Genomic DNA, 15,798 nt, shown 5'->3' with positions numbered 1-15,798 from the left:
GGCCGCGCTGGCCGCCCGCCGACACCGATCTGACAGGGGATGACGCACGTGCTCAACGAGGACGCCGGGACCACGACCGCTGACGGATACCTGGTCAAGGTGCCGGTGCGCTGGTCGGACATGGATGTCTACGCGCACATCAACCACGCCCGGATGGTGACGTTGCTCGAAGAGGCGCGCATTCCCTGGCTCTTCTACGACGGCCGACCGACCGCGCCCCTGCGCGACGGCTGCCTCGTCGCCGACCTACACGTGAGATATCAAGCGCAGCTGCGTCATTCCGAGGGGCCGATCGAGGTCACCATGTTCGTCGAACGCCTGCGGGCCGTCGACTTCACCGTCGGCTACGAAGTGCGCGCGGCGGGTGCCGACCCCGCCTCTCGCCCCGCCGTGGTCGCCAGCACACAGCTCGTCGCCTTCGACGTGGCGGCCCAGCGCATCGCCCGGCTCACCCCGGAACAGAAGGTCTACCTCGCCGGATTCCGCCGCCCTGCCGGGGAATCGGCCACACGCGGCGGGCCGAGTTGATGGAGCGGTTCATCGAGTTCGCGTCCTCGGACCGGTCGAACGCCCTCGCGTTCCTCTCGCACGCAGTACGTCTCGACGATGCCGCCGTCGTCCGGGTGGTCGCGCGTTCGGACGGTCTGGTGGCCTTGTGGGCACATACCGGGTTCGACGTCCTCGCCACCCGATCGGTGACCGGACGAATCGCGCCGACCGACATCGTGTGCGACGCTTCGACACTGCGTGCGACCGTCGAATCGGCCGGCCCGGGCACGGCGGTCGATCCCGGTTTCTCCCTCGACAGTGCCTGGCGCGGAGCGCTTCCCGCTGCGGTCGGGTTCCGACACATCGACGACGTACCCGCCCGCAGCGTGGTCGAACTGTCCCGGGAAGGCGCCCGGGTGGCGCGCGAGGAGGGGAGCGGGCACGGTCCCGCAACGGGTCTGCTCGATCAGGATGTCCTCGAGGTCACGTCGGAGGAGGGTGCGCTGCGGGCCGCGGTGAGCATGCGATCGGTCTTCGCCCTGACCGGCATGGGATTCATCCGCGACGCGGACGGACGAGCGGTCACCGAGACCTCCGACACCGGGGCGATCGCAGCCGACGAACCGGTACGAATCCGGATGTCGGCGGCGTGGATTCGGATCGATGCACGCTTCGGCTCGGTGTATCAGCGCCGGCACCGCGATCTCGCGGTCACCGTCCTGAACTAAACGGTGTGTCTCACGATGATCTCTCTTGTCGCCTGAGCTCCAGCCATGGTGATTCGCACTGGCCGCCACGCAGACACGATTATCTCGAAGTCGGAGGCCTGTCAGTACGTCGTGGTTCGATTTGTAGGACGTCCGGGACTTGGAAAAATCAAGCCTTGACTCGAACATATTTTCGAGTACGATGGTGTCATGTCATCGGGGGCGGGGGCCGGATCCACGGCGGTGGACCCATCACAGGAGTCCGTCGAACCGCGCTTTCGTCCCGACCATGAACTCTCCGCATCCGAACTCGTCGAGGTCCTCAACCACTGCGCGGGCTTGGCGGCAGCGTCCGCGCATCGAATGATGGTCGTTGCCAGCCTCATTCACGATGAACGCGAGATGGATTACGCGCAGCGCCGCGCCGAGACGCACAGCGGCGAACTCGACTCCATCGAAGCCTTCGAGCACCTATCAGCGCGAGTGGCCGCCGGCGAGAACCCCTACGAGCAGTTCGGGCCCAACGGTCTCGAACAAGCCATCGCCGAAGTCGGCGCCACCCTCACCGTGACACCGGCCGAGGCGAAAGACCTCATCGAGGCCGGCGACGCACTGCGCTACCGACTCTCCTTCACCGGGCACGCACTGGCGTGCGGTCGAATCGACAAGCGCCGCTTCCTCATCGCTCTCAAGCGCACCGATCTCATCACCGACGACGAAGAGATGCAGACCGTCGACGCCCATCTCGCCGAAGCGATCTTCGCCCGCCCACCGATGTCGACGGCCCGGTTCACCGCCATGGTCGATTCGATCGTCGCCAAGTGGGCACCCGACGCGATCCGCCGACGCAAGGAGCGAGTGAAGTCCGACCGCAAGGTGACGGTCACCCCCGATCGGTTCACGCCGGGGCAGTCCCGGATCTCCGGGACGCTGCCCGATGCTGATGCCGCCGAGTTCGACGCCCGCCTGACGGCGATGGCCACCGCGGTCCACGCCGGTGACCCTCGAAAGTTGGCCAATCGCCGGGTCGATGCCCTCAAAGCACTTTCGCGCGGCGAAGCCGCCATCACCTGCCTATGCGACGACTGTCGACCTGCCGCAACCGAACCCGACACAGCACCAGATTTCGACCCAGCGACAGTGGATACCGCCGAGCCGCCTGCACCAGCTGCTGAGATGGTGGATGCGGACACCTTCGTCGACCCGTCAGCCCCCGACACCGCTGCCGATGACCCGGCCGCGCCGACCGACTCGGCGTCGGACTCGCTGGCGCCGCGCGCGACCTTTCACATCGTGGTGAACCTGTCGACCCTGATCGGTCTCGACGACGATCCCGCGTTCCTCGACCGCCATGGCATCATCGACGCCGACACCGCGCGAGAACTCCTCGCCGAAGCGCGACGCACCTACATCCATCCCGCGCCGACCCCCGCCGCGCCACTGGCATCGGCTCCCGAGGCAGACAGTTCGACAACGCGGTACACCCCGTCGAAGAAGCTGCAGGCGCTGGTGCGTGCCGGCGAACTGTGCTGCACCTTCCCCGGCTGCAACGCCCCGGTCTGGCAGATCGACCTCGACCACACCGAACCCTTCGACCACGCCGACCCGCGTCGCGGTGGCCCGACCGATGCGCGCAACCTCAAACCGCTGTGCCGCTTCCATCACCGCATCAAGACCTTCACCAGCTGGCAGGACCACCAAGACGAGTCCCGCACCGCCTGGTTCACCACCCCCACCGGGCACATGTTCGTCGGCAACGCCTTCAGCGGACGCGACCTGTTCAACAAGCTCTTCCCCAGACGATCACCCGATCACCCCGCCCGCGACCGACTCACCAAGCAGCGCGACAACGACTTCCGACGCCACCAACGCGCCGAGAAGCGCTGGAACGACGCCAACCCGCCGCCCTTCTAGCAGCGTTTCACGATTGTCTTGCTTGCTATCGACGGCGGTGAGGTGCCTGCGTGCCCCTCACGTGGTCCGCGGCCGGCTGCCCGAGTTCAGTCACACCAGCCAGGCCGCTGCGTCCGGCGCCAGCATCCCGTCGACGAGAGGCGAACTGACGAGCAGCAATTCGCCGGGCGGAAGGGGCACCGGCTCATCGCCGGCATTCAGCGCACAGACCAGCTGACCCTCGGAACGACGGAACGCCAGGCATCCCTCCGGCGCGCCGTACCACTCGAGGTGCTCACCGGTGAACTCCGGACGGGTCACCCTCAGGTCGATGGCGGCGCGGTACAGCGACAGCATCGACCCCACGTCCTCGAGCTGGGCTTCGACAGTGAGCGCGCGCCACGACTCCGGGATCGGCAGCCAGGTCTCGGACGTCGCACTGAACCCGAAGGGCGGCTCGGTCCCCTCCCAGGGGATCGGGACGCGGCAGCCGTCCCGCCCGCGTTCGGTGCGCCCGGACCGTTCCCACACCGGGTCCTGGAGTGCGTCGTCGGGCAGGTCGTCGACGTTCGGCAGTCCCAGTTCGCTGCCGTTGTAGAGGAAAACCGTTCCGGGCAGCGCCATTTCGACGACGAGCATCGCTCTTGCGCGCCTCGTGCCGCGCTCGAGGTCGAGTGCCCCGGTCTCCGGGTCGGCGACGGCGTATCGCGTGACCTCGCGGGCGACATCGTGATTGGACAGCGTCCACGTCGGAGTACCCGACACCGACAACACCGCGTCGAGTGAGTTCTCGATGGCCTCCCTGATCGCACCGGATTCGAACGGCGCCTTGGCGAGCCGGAAGTTGAACCCGAGGTGCAGTTCGTCGGGACGCAGGTACTCGGCGAATCGCTCGTTGTCGCTGACCCAGATCTCACCGACGTTGGCGGCCCCGGGGTACTCGTCGAGGACCTTGCGGATCTTGCGGTGGATCTCGTGCACCGCATAGTTGTTGAAACGCGGGTCGTCGTCGGAGTTCTGCAGCAGCTTGGTCGCCGACAGATCCATGTCGGGCAGGTCCGCGGGTTTGGCCATGCCGTGCGCGACGTCGATGCGGAAGCCGTCGACACCCCGATCGAGCCAGAAACGCAGCGTCTTCTCGAGATCGGCGAAGACGTCCGGGTTCTCCCAGTTCAGGTCCGGCTGCTCCTTGGCGAAGATGTGCAGGTACCACTGTCCCGGCGAGCCGTCGGCCTCGGTGACGCGGGTCCAGGCGGGTCCGCCGAAGACGCTGTGCCAGTTGTTCGGCGGCTCGTCGCCGTCGTCACCGAGGCCGTCCCGGAAGATGTACCGCTCGCGTTCGGGACTGCCGGGGGCCGCGGCCAGCGCGGCCTGGAACCACTCGTGCTGGTCACTCGTGTGGTTGGGGACGAGGTCCATCGTCACCCGGATGTCGCGTTCGTGGGCCTCGGCGATGAGCTCGTCGAAGACATCGAGGTCGCCGAAGAGGGGATCGACGTCCCGGGGATCGGAGACGTCGTAACCATGATCTGCCATGGGAGAGGCCATGATCGGACTGAGCCAGATCGCATCGATCCCGAGGAGTTCGAGATAGCCGAGTTTGTCGATGACACCGGCGAGATCGCCGACGCCGTCACCGCTGACATCGGAGAACGAGCGCGGATAGATCTGATAGAACACCGCGGACTTCCACCACGTGGTGTCGGCCGGATCCAGCTGCGAGACAACGGGTGGTGCGACCGGTGCGTCGGCGGCGACGACGGCCTCGCCGGCAGCCGGCTCCTCGAGCGCATCGACGTCGGACTCGATCGCGCCGTCGTCGAACGCGACGTCGTCGAACGCGACGTCGTCGGGCTGACCCCCGTCGGATGGCTCGGCGGGGGCGACCTCTGGTGTCTCATCGCTCACCGTGGTCATTGTGCCCTACCTGAGTTTTCTCGGAGAAATCCAGGTCAGTCGGCGAGTCGGGCGGCGTGTCGGGACAGAAAACGCTCTCAGATGGGTGAATTCATCATCGATTGCGCCGCCATCTCCATGTAGTCGATCAGCGCCTGGCGGTGGGGTGCGTCGAGCGTGTCGTCGTCGATGGAGGCGATTGCGGTGTGCATACAGCGCAGCCACGCGTCCCGCTCGATGGGCCCGACGCGGAAGGGGTTGTGACGCATGCGGAGTCGGGGGTGGCCGCGCTCATCGGAGTAGGTTCGCGGACCGCCCCAGTACTGTTCGAGGAACATCCGCATCCGACGCTCGGCCGGACCCAGGTCCTCCTCGGGATACAGCGGGCGCAGCACCTCGTCGCGCGCCACCTCGCGATAGAACACTGCCGTGAGTCGCCGGAACGTCTCGGCACCGCCGACCTCGTCGTAGAAGGTCCGCGCGGGGGTTGCCGGCGTCGGTGGGGTCGGAGGGGATGTGTTGGGTTCGCCAGTCACCCTCGCCATTGTCCTCACCCGGGCGCGGTGTCTCAACGCCGACGCCGGGCCGACCCTGTGAGCTGGCCGGACACCGTGAAACAGCTGTCACGGGGACCGCCACCGTGGTGGACTTGTGCTCGTCGGGGTGGCGGGAGGCGAGATGACGCACAGATCACACGCGAAGACGGGACGCGGGCAGATCCGGCCCGCTCGCTCCGCTCCCGGCGCCGGTGACATCCGGCCCGCTCGCTCCGCTCCCGGCGCCGGGGCCTGGACACGCCGCCGGGTGCTGCTCCTCAACGTCACGTACGAGCCGCTGACGGCCGTGACGGTCCGGCGTGCGGTCGTCCTCATCCTCCGTGATCGCGCCGATCTGGTGCACGCCGACGAACAGGGCGAGGCGGTGCACTCCGTGGGTGGTGCGGTCCCGGTTCCGACCGTGATCCGGCTCCGCAGATACGTCCACGTGCCGTACCGGGCGACCGTGCCGATGACCCGGGCCGCTCTGATGCGTCGTGACCTGACCAGGTGCGGCTACTGCGGTGCGCGGGCGACGACGATCGACCACGTGGTCCCGCGGAGTCGGGGCGGGACGCACACCTGGGAGAACTGCGTGGCGTGCTGTGCCTCGTGCAATCACCGGAAGGCGGATCGTCTGCTCGGGGAGCTGGGGTGGACGCTGCGGACGGTCCCGACCGTGCCGAAGGGCAGGCACTGGCGTCTGCTGGCCACCATCAAGGACATCGATCCGGCGTGGCTGCAGTACCTCGATGCCGGCGCCGCGTGAGGGGCATGATCCGGTCGCACGGGGTCGCCTCACACGTCTACGACGCGCTGTAGGCCCCCGTGGGCCGGGCAGCGGCCAGTGGGTTAGATTGATCAACGATGACCTGCGCCGACAACCGGGCGGGTCCGGCGCGACCATCGAAAGGGTGACATGGACGTCGACAGCCTGATCGTCCCCATCGGAGTGCCAGTCACGATTCTCACGGTGCTTGCTGTTCTGCTCTGTGTTGTCGCGATGGTGTTCTCCTCCGGGGTCAAGTACCCGAAGGTCGAGGAATATACCCTCGACCAGCAGTGGGAGCACGCACCGCTTCTCTTCAGTGCCACCGACATCGAACCGATGGCACTTCCGCGGCATGCGGAACCCGGCGACGTCGATGGGAGCTCGGCCAGTGGCAAATGGTGAGGTTACGCACGCAAATGTGAGCGCCGAGGTCGCGGCCCGGTCGGCCGCCGAACTGCCGCTGGGCGCCGTCTTCACCAACAGCGGCCGCATCTCCGCGGCACGCTACCCGGCCGACGCTCCGACGACGCCGCCGTTCAGCAAGAAGGATCTGATCGCGCTCGACGAGACGCTCAAGGCCGCCAGCGAGAAGGCCCTCGTGCGCTTCTCGGTCTACATCGGCGACCTCGACGGTGAGCTGGAGACCAGCGCCCGTGCGATCCTCGCGAAATCGCCCGAGCCCGCGTACGGCACCCTCATCGCCGTCTCGCCGAACTCGCGTGACGTGGTGATCGTCTCCGGCAACAAGGTGTCCACCCGCGTGAACGATCGCGTCGCGGCTCTCGGTGTCACCGCCGCGGTCACCGGCTTCCGTCAGGGCAACCTGATCGACGGGCTGATCGCCTCGCTGCGCGTGATGGCCACCGCCGCCGCCGGCGGCTGATCGCTCGCACACCCTGATACACGAAGGCCGCCCCACCATTCCGGTGGGGCGGCCTTCGTCGCGGGGTCGTCAGTGGGTGAGGACCTTCTCGTGGGCGCCGCGAGCGGTGGGGTCGTCGTCGAGTTCGTCGTCGACCATGTTGCTCTCGTCGAACGGATCCCGGCCGGACAGCACGTCGTCGACGCGCTGCTTGTCGATGGTGCTGGTCCACGAGCCGACGAGCAGCGTCGCGACCGCGTTGCCGGAGAAGTTGGTGACCGCGCGGGCCTCCGACATGAACCGGTCGATGCCGACGATGAGGCCGACGCCGTCGAGCATGTCGGGGCGATGGGCCTGCAATCCGCCGGCGAGGGTGGCCAAGCCCGCACCGCTGACGCCGGCGGCGCCCTTGGACGCGATGATCATGAACGCGAGCAGGCCGATCTGCTCACCGACCGACAGTGGGTCGCCCATCGCGTCAGCGATGAAGATCGACGCCATCGTGAGGTAGATGGCGGTGCCGTCGAGGTTGAACGAGTACCCGGTCGGCACCACGACGCCGACAGTGGTCTTCTCCACGCCGAGGTGCTCCATCTTCGCGATCAGGCGAGGCAGCGCAGACTCCGAGGACGACGTCGCGAAGATCAGGATGTACTCGCGGGTGAGGTACTTGACGAGTTTGAAGATCGAGACGCCCGACACGGTGCGCAGCAGCACTCCGAGCACGCCGAACACGAACACCAGGCAGGTCAGATAGAACGCGAGCATCAGCGTCAGCAGCTGCTGGACCGCGGCCCAGCCGGTCTGTCCCACGACGCTGGCGATGGCGCCGAACGCGCCGATCGGGGCCACCCAGAGCACCATGGTGAGCACCTTGAAGACGAGCTTCTGGAAGTAGGAGACCGCGGTGAGGATCGGTTCGCCGGTGCGGCCCATCGCCTGGATCGCGAACCCCACGAGCAGCGCGACGAACAGCGCCTGCAGGACACTGCCCTCGGTCAGCGCGGACAGCATCGATTCCGGGATGATGCCCTGGATGAAGTCGAGGGTTCCGCCGGACTCGTGTGCGTCCTCGGCGAGTTCCTGGCCCTTGCCCGACACCGAATCGATGTTCAGGCCGTCGCCCGGCTGGATGATGTTGCCGACGACCAGGCCGATGGCCAGCGCGACCGTCGACATAGCCAGGAAGTAGACGAACGCGAGTCCGCCGACCTTGCCGACCGTCGCCGCCTTGCGAACCGAGCCGATGCCCAACACGATCGTGCAGAAGATGACCGGGGCGATCATCATCTTGATGAGGCTGACGAACATGGTCCCCAGCACTCCGAGGTCCTTGCCGACGCCCGGCGCGACGAGCCCGACCACGACGCCCGCGATCACCGCGATGATGACACCGATGTACAGCCAATGGGTGCGGTCGCGCTTCGCCTTGGATGGCGTGACGGCCGTATCGTCGGGCGTGGTCGCGATGGGATCGGAACCGTCCCCGGCCGGTGAGTCGCCGGACCTGCCTCGAATGTTCATCGGTGATTCTCTCCTCGTACACCTCGGACAACAGTGATGAGGATTGTGGCCCGATGTGGTGACGCGGGTCACGATTGTGTTCATTACGTTCATATTCAGCACGTCCGGAGTCCTCACTTCGGACAGGAACGAGGTCGGCAGGGATGCGGTGGTACCCGCGCACGCTCGCCGGACAGGTCGCCGCGCTCGCATTGGCGGTCTTCGCGGTGGTCGTCGTCGCCGAGAGCGTTCTGGCGGCCGTCGACGCCCGCATCGACGCGGACCGCGCGGCCCGGGCCGAGGTGACAGCGGTGGCCGTCAGCCTGGCGGAGTCGCCGTCGACCGTCGCCGCCCTCACATCTCCGGATCCCAGCGCGGTGCTGCAGCCGGTCACCGAGCGGGTGCGCGCGGCAACCGGGATCGCGTTCATCACCGTGCTGGCGCCCGACCGGACCCGCTACACCCACACCGACCCTGCGCGAATCGGCGAGCCGTATCTGGGGAGCATCGACGCGGCACTGCGCGGGCAGACCGTGACCGAGAACTACACCGGCACGCTGGGCCCGTCGATCCGGACGATCGTCCCCGTCCGTGATGCCGACGGCCGGGTGGTGGGGATGGTCGCCGCCGGGATCACCCAGCGCTCGCTGACGTCGGCGTGGCGTGGCCAGCTGCCGATGATCGCCCTCGCCGCGTTCGCGGCACTGCTCACCGCCGTCGGCGGCGTGTGGTGGATCCGGCGACGACTGCTGCGACAGACCGGTGGACTCGCGCCCGACGAGTTACGGCTGATGTACGACCACCACGATGCCGTGTTGCGCTCCGTGCGTGAGGGATTGGTCGTCGTAGAAAACGGACGACCGGCGCTCGTCAACTCCGAGGCGCACCGCCTGCTCGAGATCGGACCCGACACGGCCCCCGCGGACCTGCCCGCCTTCCTCACCGACGGTGACGAGGAGACGGACGTGACCTACGCCGACCGCGGCCGGGTGCTGCTGGTGAGTCGTTCCCCGGTGGCCGGCCGACGCGCCTCGTCGGTGGTCACCATCCGTGACCGCACCGAGCTCTCGGAGGCGATGGGCGAACTCGACTCGATGACGCGGTTCGCCGAGGCCCTCCGATCGCAGGCGCACGAGGCCGCCAACCGGTTGCACACGATCGTCGCCCTCGTGGAGATGGGCCGGCCCGACGAGGCGATCCGGCTGGCGACGACCGAGTTCGAGCTCTCCCAGCACCTCATCGACCGGATGACCCAGGCGGTGGCCGAGCCCGCGCTTGTCGCCCTCCTGCTGGGGAAGACGGCGCAGGCGGCCGAACGCGGGATTGCGCTGTCCCTGACCGAGGAATCGCAGGTGAGTGACGCCGCCACCGGGCTCCTCACGCCCGGTGAGATGATCACGGTCGTGGGCAACCTGATCGACAACGCCCTGGACGCCTGCGACCCCGCGGACCCGTGGGTGGAGGTGACGGTCGTCGGGGACGACCGCGTGCTCGACATCGTCGTCGCCGACAGCGGCAGCGGCATGGATGCCGACCTGCTCGCACTGGCGACCACTCGGGGTTACTCGACGAAGCCCGGAGGTGACGCCGCCGGGCGCGGCCTCGGTCTCGCCCTCGTCGCCCAGGTCGTCGCCCGTCGGCACGGGACGATGAGCGCCGAGAACACCTACGGCTCGGTCATCTCGGTACGCGTGCGCGACGACGCGGGGGAGCGCGGACGATGATCCGCGTCCTGATCGTCGAGGACGAACCCGTGATCGCCGAGGCGCATCGCGATTATCTCGTCCGGCTGGGCGGATTCGAGGTCGTCGGTGCCGTGTCCACCGCGCAGGAGGCGCTGCGGATGGCCACCGCCGGACCGGTGGATCTGGTGCTGCTCGACCTGGGTCTGCCCGACGCACGTGGCGTGGACCTCGCCTCGGCGCTGTCGGGTGTCCGCCGGCGCCCGACGTCATCGCGATCACCGCCCAGCGCGACCTCGCCACCGTCCGGAGCGCGATGTCGCGCGGGGTGCTGCTCTACCTGCTGAAACCCTTCACCTTCGCCGCGTTCCGGGAGAAGATCGAGCAGTACCTGCGCTACCGCGAAGCCCTCACCGGCGACGCCGACGCGGTCAGTCAGCGCGACGTCGACCGGGCGCTCGCCGAGCTGCGCACGAGCGACACCCGTCGATCGGCGAAGAAGGGCGCGGCGCCGCAGACCGAGGACGCGGTCAGCCGGGCGGTCCGTGACAGCCCCGACGGGCTGACCGCCTCGGAAGTGGCGCGCGCCCTCGGATCGTCGCGGGTCACCGCATGGCGCTACCTCGAGCGGCTCGCCGACGACCACGTACTCGAACGCGATACCGAGTACGGCTCGGCGGGCCGCCCGCAGGTGCGCTACCGGTGGCGACGGCGCTGACCCCCGGCGTCCGCGGGGCTCAGCTCTCCTGCGCGTCGTGGGCGCGCGCCCGCAGCGAGCGGGCCACGCCGTCGCGGCCCTCGGAGATCAGCCGCTTCAGCGCGGACGGGTGGTCCCCGGACAGGAAGTCCTCGGCGAGGTCGAGGGCGTGCTGCGACATCGCCCAACTCGGGTACAGGCCGATGACGACGGTCTGCGCGACCTCGCTCGACCGGCGTGCCCACACCTTCGGAACCGCCTCGAAGTACATCTCCACGTAGGGCTCGAGGAGTTCGCCCTGGCCGGGACGGGCGAATCCGCCGATCATGGTGCGGGTGTACACATTCGACAACGAGTCGTCCTCGATGGCGCGAGTCCAGGTGTCCGCCTTGGCCTCTGCCAGCGGACGCGCCGCCCGCGCCAGCGCCGCCGAACGCGTGCCGGTGGCGGTGTTGTCCCGCTCGGCCTCGGCGTCGATGACCGGGGTCGACTCCGGATCGGTGTCGATCGCCCCGGCGGTGGCCAGCGCGGTCACCAGCTTCCACCGCAGGTCCGTGTCGACGGCGAGACCCTCGAGCCCGTGGTCGGCGGGATCAGCACCCTCGAGCAGCGCCCGGGCCACCTCGGTCTGGTCGTCGTTGATCCGGCCGCCGAGCCAGGTGTTGACGAACGCCAGCTGATGGTCGGAACCTGGCTCGGCCGCGCGGGCGAGTTCGAGCATGCGCGAGCTGAATCCGGGACGGCCCGTGGTGGCCGCCCACTCCGGGTCGGCGTAGGACTCGATGGCGGTCGTCGCCTGTAGCAGAACTCGTTGCACCACACCGATTTCCGACTCCCCGGCGATGCCCTGCCGAACGAGTTCGACGAAGTCACGGGCGCGCATCTCGGCCTGACGGGTCATCTCCCACGCCGCCGACCAGACCAGGGTGCGCGGCATCGGATCGTTGATGTCGCCGATCCGGGCGGTCGCCGTCGCCAGCGACTCCGGATCGAGCCGGACCGAAGCGTAGGTGAGGTCACCGTCGTTCAGCAGCACCAGATCTCCACGATGCACACCGACGAGGTCGGCGACATCGGTGCGCTCGCCCTCGATGTCGAGTTCCACACTGTGAGTCTGCTCGATGGCACCGGATCCGTTGTCGGCGTAGACACCGACGCGCAGTCGGTGTACCCGGGTCTCGCCGGCGCCCGGGGCGGCGCCGTCCTGGACGATGGTGAACCGCGTGAAGGCGCCGGAGTCGTCGACCTCGAAGTCGGGCCGGATGACGTTGATGCCCGTGGTGCGCAACCACTGGTCGCCCCAGTCCGACAGGTCCCGCCCCGACGACTTCTCCAGTGCGCCGAGGAGATCGGCGAAGGTGGCGTTGCCGAACTGGTGTGCGGCGAAGTAGCTGCGCAACCCGGCGAGGAAGTCTTCGAGACCTACGTACGCGACCAGCTGTTTGAGGACCGATGCGCCCTTGGCGTAGGTGATGCCGTCGAAGTTGACCTCGACGGCCGCGATGTCGGGGATGTCCGCGGCGACCGGATGGGTCGAGGGCAGCTGGTCCTGCCGGTAGGCCCAGGACTTCTCGACGTTGGCGAACGTCGTCCAGGCGCTGGTGTACTCGGTCGCCTCGGACTGGCAGAGCACCGACGCGAAGGTCGCGAACGACTCGTTGAGCCACAGGTCATCCCACCACTGCATGGTGACCAGGTCGCCGAACCACATGTGGGCCATCTCGTGCAGGACCGTCTCGGCGCGACGCTCGTAGAGGTACTTGGTCACCCGGGACCGGAAGACGTAGTCCTCGAGGAAGGTGACGGCGCCGGCGTTCTCCATCGCCCCGGCATTGAACTCGGGGACGAACAGCTGGTCGTATTTGCCGAAGGCGTACGGGATCCCGAAGTTCTGGTGGTAGAAGCCGAAGCCCTGTTTGGTCTCGGTGAAGAGGCGCTCGGCGTCCATGTACTCGGCGAGCGATGCGCGGCAGTAGATGCCGAGCGGGATGTCGCCGTGCTCGTCGGAGTAGACGTCGGTCCACTCCGCATACGGCCCGGCGATGAGTGCGACGAGATAGGTGCTCATCGGTACCGTTTCCCGGAAGCGGTGCACCACAGCTGATGTGGAGCCGTTCGGCGAGCCAGGGGCCTCCGCGTGCGCGGCGTTGGAGATGACCTTCCAGTCCGCGGGAGCGGTGACGGTCACCGTGTAGGTCGCCTTGAGATCGGGCTGATCGAAGCAGGCGAACATCCGCTTGGCATCGGCCGTCTCGAACTGTGAGTACAGGTACACCGAGTCGTCGGACTGGTCGACGAACCGGTGCAGACCTTCGCCGGTGTTGGAGTACGCGCAGTCGGCGACGACGGTGAGCGTGTTCTCGGCGGCGAGGCCCGACAACGGGATACCCACCGATTCGTCGAAACCGGAGACGTCGAGGTCGGCTCCGTTGAGCGTGGCCGAGATCAGGGTGGGTGCAACGAGATCGACGAACGTCTCGCCGCCCTCCGTCGCGGTGAACCGCACCGTCGTCGTCGAGCGGAAGGTCTCGGTACCGGGCGCGCCGGAACCGTCGGTGAGGTCGAGGTCGATCTGGTAGTTCGACACGTCGAGAATCGCTGCGCGGTCGCGGGCCTGGTCTCTGGTGAGGTTCGGAGCAGTCACGCAGGCCAGCTTATCCAGGTCACGACTCCGGCGGTGCTCCATGCAGTCCGGCGGGGTTCAGGATCGCCCGTGCGATCGTCTCGAGTTCGGCGGCGACCCCGGGCCGGGACCGCAGTTGCGGCGACTCGATGATCTCGCACGTGTAGCCGAACAACGCCTGGGCGAGCGCATTCGCGTCGGCCGCGGTCAGCAGTGGGTTCCGGGACCGGATCGCGTCGATCCATTCGGCCCGGTAATCCATCTGCGCGTTCCGGAGCTGCGTCTGCTCGGTGTCCGGGAGATACATGAGGTCGCTCGTGAAGACGGGCATGATGCGGCCGTGGACGTAGAGTGAGTACTCGACGAAGACGCGGATGAGCACGTCGAGCGGATCGTCGGAACCGGCGCGGCTCAACGCATGGGCGGTGACGTAGAGGATGCCCTGCACGCCGCGCCACAGCACCGCCCGCAGGAGATCGGATTTGCCGGAGACCTCCTGATAGAGCGTCGCGATCGAGACATCGGCGGTACGGGCGATCTCGTCGATGCGGACGTCGGTGAAGCCCCGCTCGGAGAACAACTGGGTGGCGGCGTCGAGAATGCGCTCGCGACGGGAGGCGGGGCGACGGTGCGCGGGCGCGCGCTCGGCATCGGGGTCCGGCTCCGGTGGCCCCGGCAGCCGGCACGCGAGGATGGAGTCCGCCACGGCGCGCTGGACCTCCATGAGGCGGGCGGGCGACAACGAGCCCCGCATCTCGGAGGTGTTGGAGTACACGCTGAGTGCAGCGGCACCCAGCATCGCCGCCTCCGACGGCGCGACGTCGGGACGCGCCGCGGCGATGAGCGAGGCGAAGTGTTCGCTCAGCTGGCCGAAATAGCTTCTCATCACATCGAGTTCGGCCGGCTGCAGATGGCGTTGCTCGCGACGCCACAGCGTCGACACGTCCCGATGTGCAGTGAGGTCACCGAGCCCGTCGAGCAGAAGTGCGAGCTGCTCGACCGGCGAGCGGCCGTGCTCCTCGGCGTCGGCCATGAGTGTCGCGACGAGCTCAACCTGCGTCGTCAGCGCTTGCGAGAGGATGTCGTGTTTGCCGGGGAAATGTCGCTACACCGCCGGCCCGGTGAGACCGACCGCGGCGCCGATCTGCTCGATGCTGACGTTTCGGAATCCCGCGTCCTGGAACAGTCTTGTGGCGGCCCGGACGATCTGTGCCGAGCGCTGTCCGAGAGATCGGGGTTCGAGCGGCCGGAGACGCGCGACCACCCGGGCGGGTTCGTCCGGATCGGACGGTGGCGACGACGGCATCCCGGGTCCTCTTCCTCGGCGGTTCTTGCACCATCTCACACCGTGCCCGGACCGGGCCCCGCGAATCCACAGCGCCGGCGACTGCTCCGCGCATCGGGAACAGTTCGAACCGCCGGGGTGTTGAGCCGTCCGACGGCGCCACCGGCCGATCGTCGGCGGCCCGTGCTCATTGTCGACTCTCGAGAGGATGTTCCATGTCAGAGCAGGCCCAGCCCACCGATCGCGTCGATTTCTGGTTCGACCCGCTCTGCCCGTGGTGCTGGATCACCTCACGCTGGATCCTCGAGGCCGAGAAGGTCCGGCCGATCGAGGTCAATTTCCACATCATGAGCCTCGCCGTCCTCAACGAGGGCAAGGACATCCCCGAGGAGTACCGCGAGGGCCTCAAGCACGCCTGGCGTCCGGTCCGGGTCATCGCCGCCGCCGCGGCGCAGAAGGGTGACGAGATCCTGGCGCCGCTCTACACGGCGATGGGGACCCGCATCCACAACCAGGGCATCAAGGATTTCGACGAGGTCATCGCGGGCGCGCTCGAGGAGGTCGGCCTCGACGCCTCACTCGCCGAGGCCGCCGACGGTACCGAGTTCGACGAGGTCATCCGCGAGAGCCACCACGCCGGAATGGACAAGGTGGGCGACGATGTCGGGACGCCCACCATCCACGTCAACGACGTCGCCTTCTTCGGCCCCGTGTTGTCGCGGATCCCGCGTGGCGAGGACGCCGGGACGGTGTGGGACGGTGCGCGCGCACTCGCGTCCTACCCCCACTTCTTCGAGCTCAAGCGCACGCGCAATGAGGATCCGCAGTTCGACTGATCGGGTTCGGTTGCGCG

Annotated in this window: 14 protein-coding genes and 1 pseudogene; 9 read left to right on the top strand and 6 right to left on the bottom strand. The window is 68.0% G+C overall.

Annotated features, from left to right (window positions below; genetic code table 11):
• Nucleotides 1-39: 39 nt before the first annotated feature.
• From A9310_RS01105 to A9310_RS01095, 3 genes are all read left to right on the top strand, one after another.
• Nucleotides 40-528: a thioesterase family protein gene (locus A9310_RS01105; protein WP_065629020.1), complete on the top strand. Its 489-nt coding sequence runs from the start codon at nucleotides 40-42 to the stop codon at nucleotides 526-528.
• Nucleotides 528-1,217, top strand: coding sequence for a hypothetical protein (locus A9310_RS01100; protein WP_058250035.1), 690 nt, complete (start codon nucleotides 528-530; stop codon nucleotides 1,215-1,217). Before A9310_RS01105 ends, A9310_RS01100 begins: the two co-directional genes overlap by 1 nt.
• Nucleotides 1,218-1,406: 189 nt before the next feature.
• Entirely contained in the window at nucleotides 1,407-3,110 is a 1,704-nt protein-coding gene (locus A9310_RS01095) for an HNH endonuclease signature motif containing protein (protein WP_065629019.1), read from the top strand.
• A gap of 90 nt (nucleotides 3,111-3,200) precedes the next feature.
• Here the strand turns inward: A9310_RS01095 and A9310_RS01090 are convergent, their stop codons facing one another.
• Nucleotides 3,201-5,006, bottom strand: a complete 1,806-nt coding sequence (locus A9310_RS01090) for a glycoside hydrolase family 13 protein (protein WP_083207206.1) — start codon at nucleotides 5,004-5,006, stop codon at nucleotides 3,201-3,203.
• A 77-nt stretch (nucleotides 5,007-5,083) separates the two neighbouring features.
• Entirely contained in the window at nucleotides 5,084-5,530 is a 447-nt protein-coding gene (locus A9310_RS01085) for a globin (protein ID WP_254661142.1), read from the bottom strand.
• 133 nt (nucleotides 5,531-5,663) lie between these two features.
• On the opposite strand from A9310_RS01085, the gene A9310_RS01080 reads away from it, so the two are divergent.
• The 3 genes from A9310_RS01080 to A9310_RS01070 all read left to right on the top strand — a co-directional run bounded on the left by A9310_RS01080 (nucleotide 5,664) and on the right by A9310_RS01070 (nucleotide 7,176).
• Complete coding sequence (locus A9310_RS01080; RefSeq protein ID WP_065629018.1) at nucleotides 5,664-6,290, top strand: HNH endonuclease; 627 nt, start codon at nucleotides 5,664-5,666, stop codon at nucleotides 6,288-6,290.
• Between the two features lie 150 nt (nucleotides 6,291-6,440).
• Nucleotides 6,441-6,695 carry a hypothetical protein gene (locus tag A9310_RS01075; RefSeq protein WP_058250036.1) on the top strand — a complete coding sequence of 85 codons (255 nt, stop codon included), beginning with the start codon at nucleotides 6,441-6,443 and terminating at the stop codon, nucleotides 6,693-6,695.
• Nucleotides 6,682-7,176: a DUF5130 family protein gene (locus tag A9310_RS01070; protein ID WP_171011575.1), complete on the top strand. Its 495-nt coding sequence runs from the start codon at nucleotides 6,682-6,684 to the stop codon at nucleotides 7,174-7,176. The genes A9310_RS01075 and A9310_RS01070 overlap by 14 nt, the downstream gene beginning before the upstream one ends.
• Before the next feature lie 69 nt (nucleotides 7,177-7,245).
• Here the strand turns inward: A9310_RS01070 and A9310_RS01065 are convergent, their stop codons facing one another.
• The gene (locus tag A9310_RS01065) at nucleotides 7,246-8,679 is read right to left on the bottom strand and encodes a cation:dicarboxylase symporter family transporter (RefSeq protein ID WP_065629017.1); all 1,434 of its coding nucleotides are present in this window, start codon (nucleotides 8,677-8,679) and stop codon (nucleotides 7,246-7,248) included.
• 143 nt (nucleotides 8,680-8,822) lie between these two features.
• Here A9310_RS01065 and A9310_RS01060 point away from each other — a divergent pair, with 143 nt between their 5' ends.
• Both A9310_RS01060 and A9310_RS01055 read left to right on the top strand, forming a co-directional pair.
• Nucleotides 8,823-10,382 (top strand): ATP-binding protein, encoded by a 1,560-nt coding sequence (locus A9310_RS01060; RefSeq protein ID WP_065629016.1) that lies wholly within the window; start codon nucleotides 8,823-8,825, stop codon nucleotides 10,380-10,382.
• Nucleotides 10,379-11,058, top strand: a pseudogene (locus tag A9310_RS01055) (response regulator). Before A9310_RS01060 ends, A9310_RS01055 begins: the two are co-directional and overlap by 4 nt.
• 19 nt (nucleotides 11,059-11,077) lie before the next feature.
• Here the strand turns inward: A9310_RS01055 and pepN are convergent.
• The 3 genes from pepN to A9310_RS26535 form a co-directional block, all read right to left on the bottom strand.
• A complete protein-coding gene (gene pepN, locus A9310_RS01050) occupies nucleotides 11,078-13,681 on the bottom strand; it encodes an aminopeptidase N (protein ID WP_065629090.1) in 2,604 nt (867 codons plus the stop codon).
• Between the two features lie 19 nt (nucleotides 13,682-13,700).
• Nucleotides 13,701-14,693 (bottom strand): TetR/AcrR family transcriptional regulator, encoded by a 993-nt coding sequence (locus tag A9310_RS01045; protein WP_368072710.1) that lies wholly within the window; start codon nucleotides 14,691-14,693, stop codon nucleotides 13,701-13,703.
• A gap of 72 nt (nucleotides 14,694-14,765) precedes the next feature.
• Nucleotides 14,766-14,966 (bottom strand): TetR family transcriptional regulator, encoded by a 201-nt coding sequence (locus A9310_RS26535; protein WP_368072709.1) that lies wholly within the window; start codon nucleotides 14,964-14,966, stop codon nucleotides 14,766-14,768.
• Between the two features lie 194 nt (nucleotides 14,967-15,160).
• Between A9310_RS26535 and A9310_RS01040 the strand changes: the two genes are divergently transcribed.
• The gene (locus A9310_RS01040; RefSeq protein ID WP_065629015.1) at nucleotides 15,161-15,781 is read left to right on the top strand and encodes a DsbA family protein; all 621 of its coding nucleotides are present in this window, start codon (nucleotides 15,161-15,163) and stop codon (nucleotides 15,779-15,781) included.
• Nucleotides 15,782-15,798: the final 17 nt, after the last annotated feature.

Origin of the sequence: Gordonia sp. UCD-TK1 (assembly GCF_001691435.1) — a bacterium.
Classification (GTDB): Bacteria; Actinomycetota; Actinomycetes; order Mycobacteriales; family Mycobacteriaceae; genus Gordonia; species Gordonia hongkongensis.
Note: the sequence above shows the minus strand (reverse complement) of the source record. Positions and strands in the feature narration are given on the sequence as shown.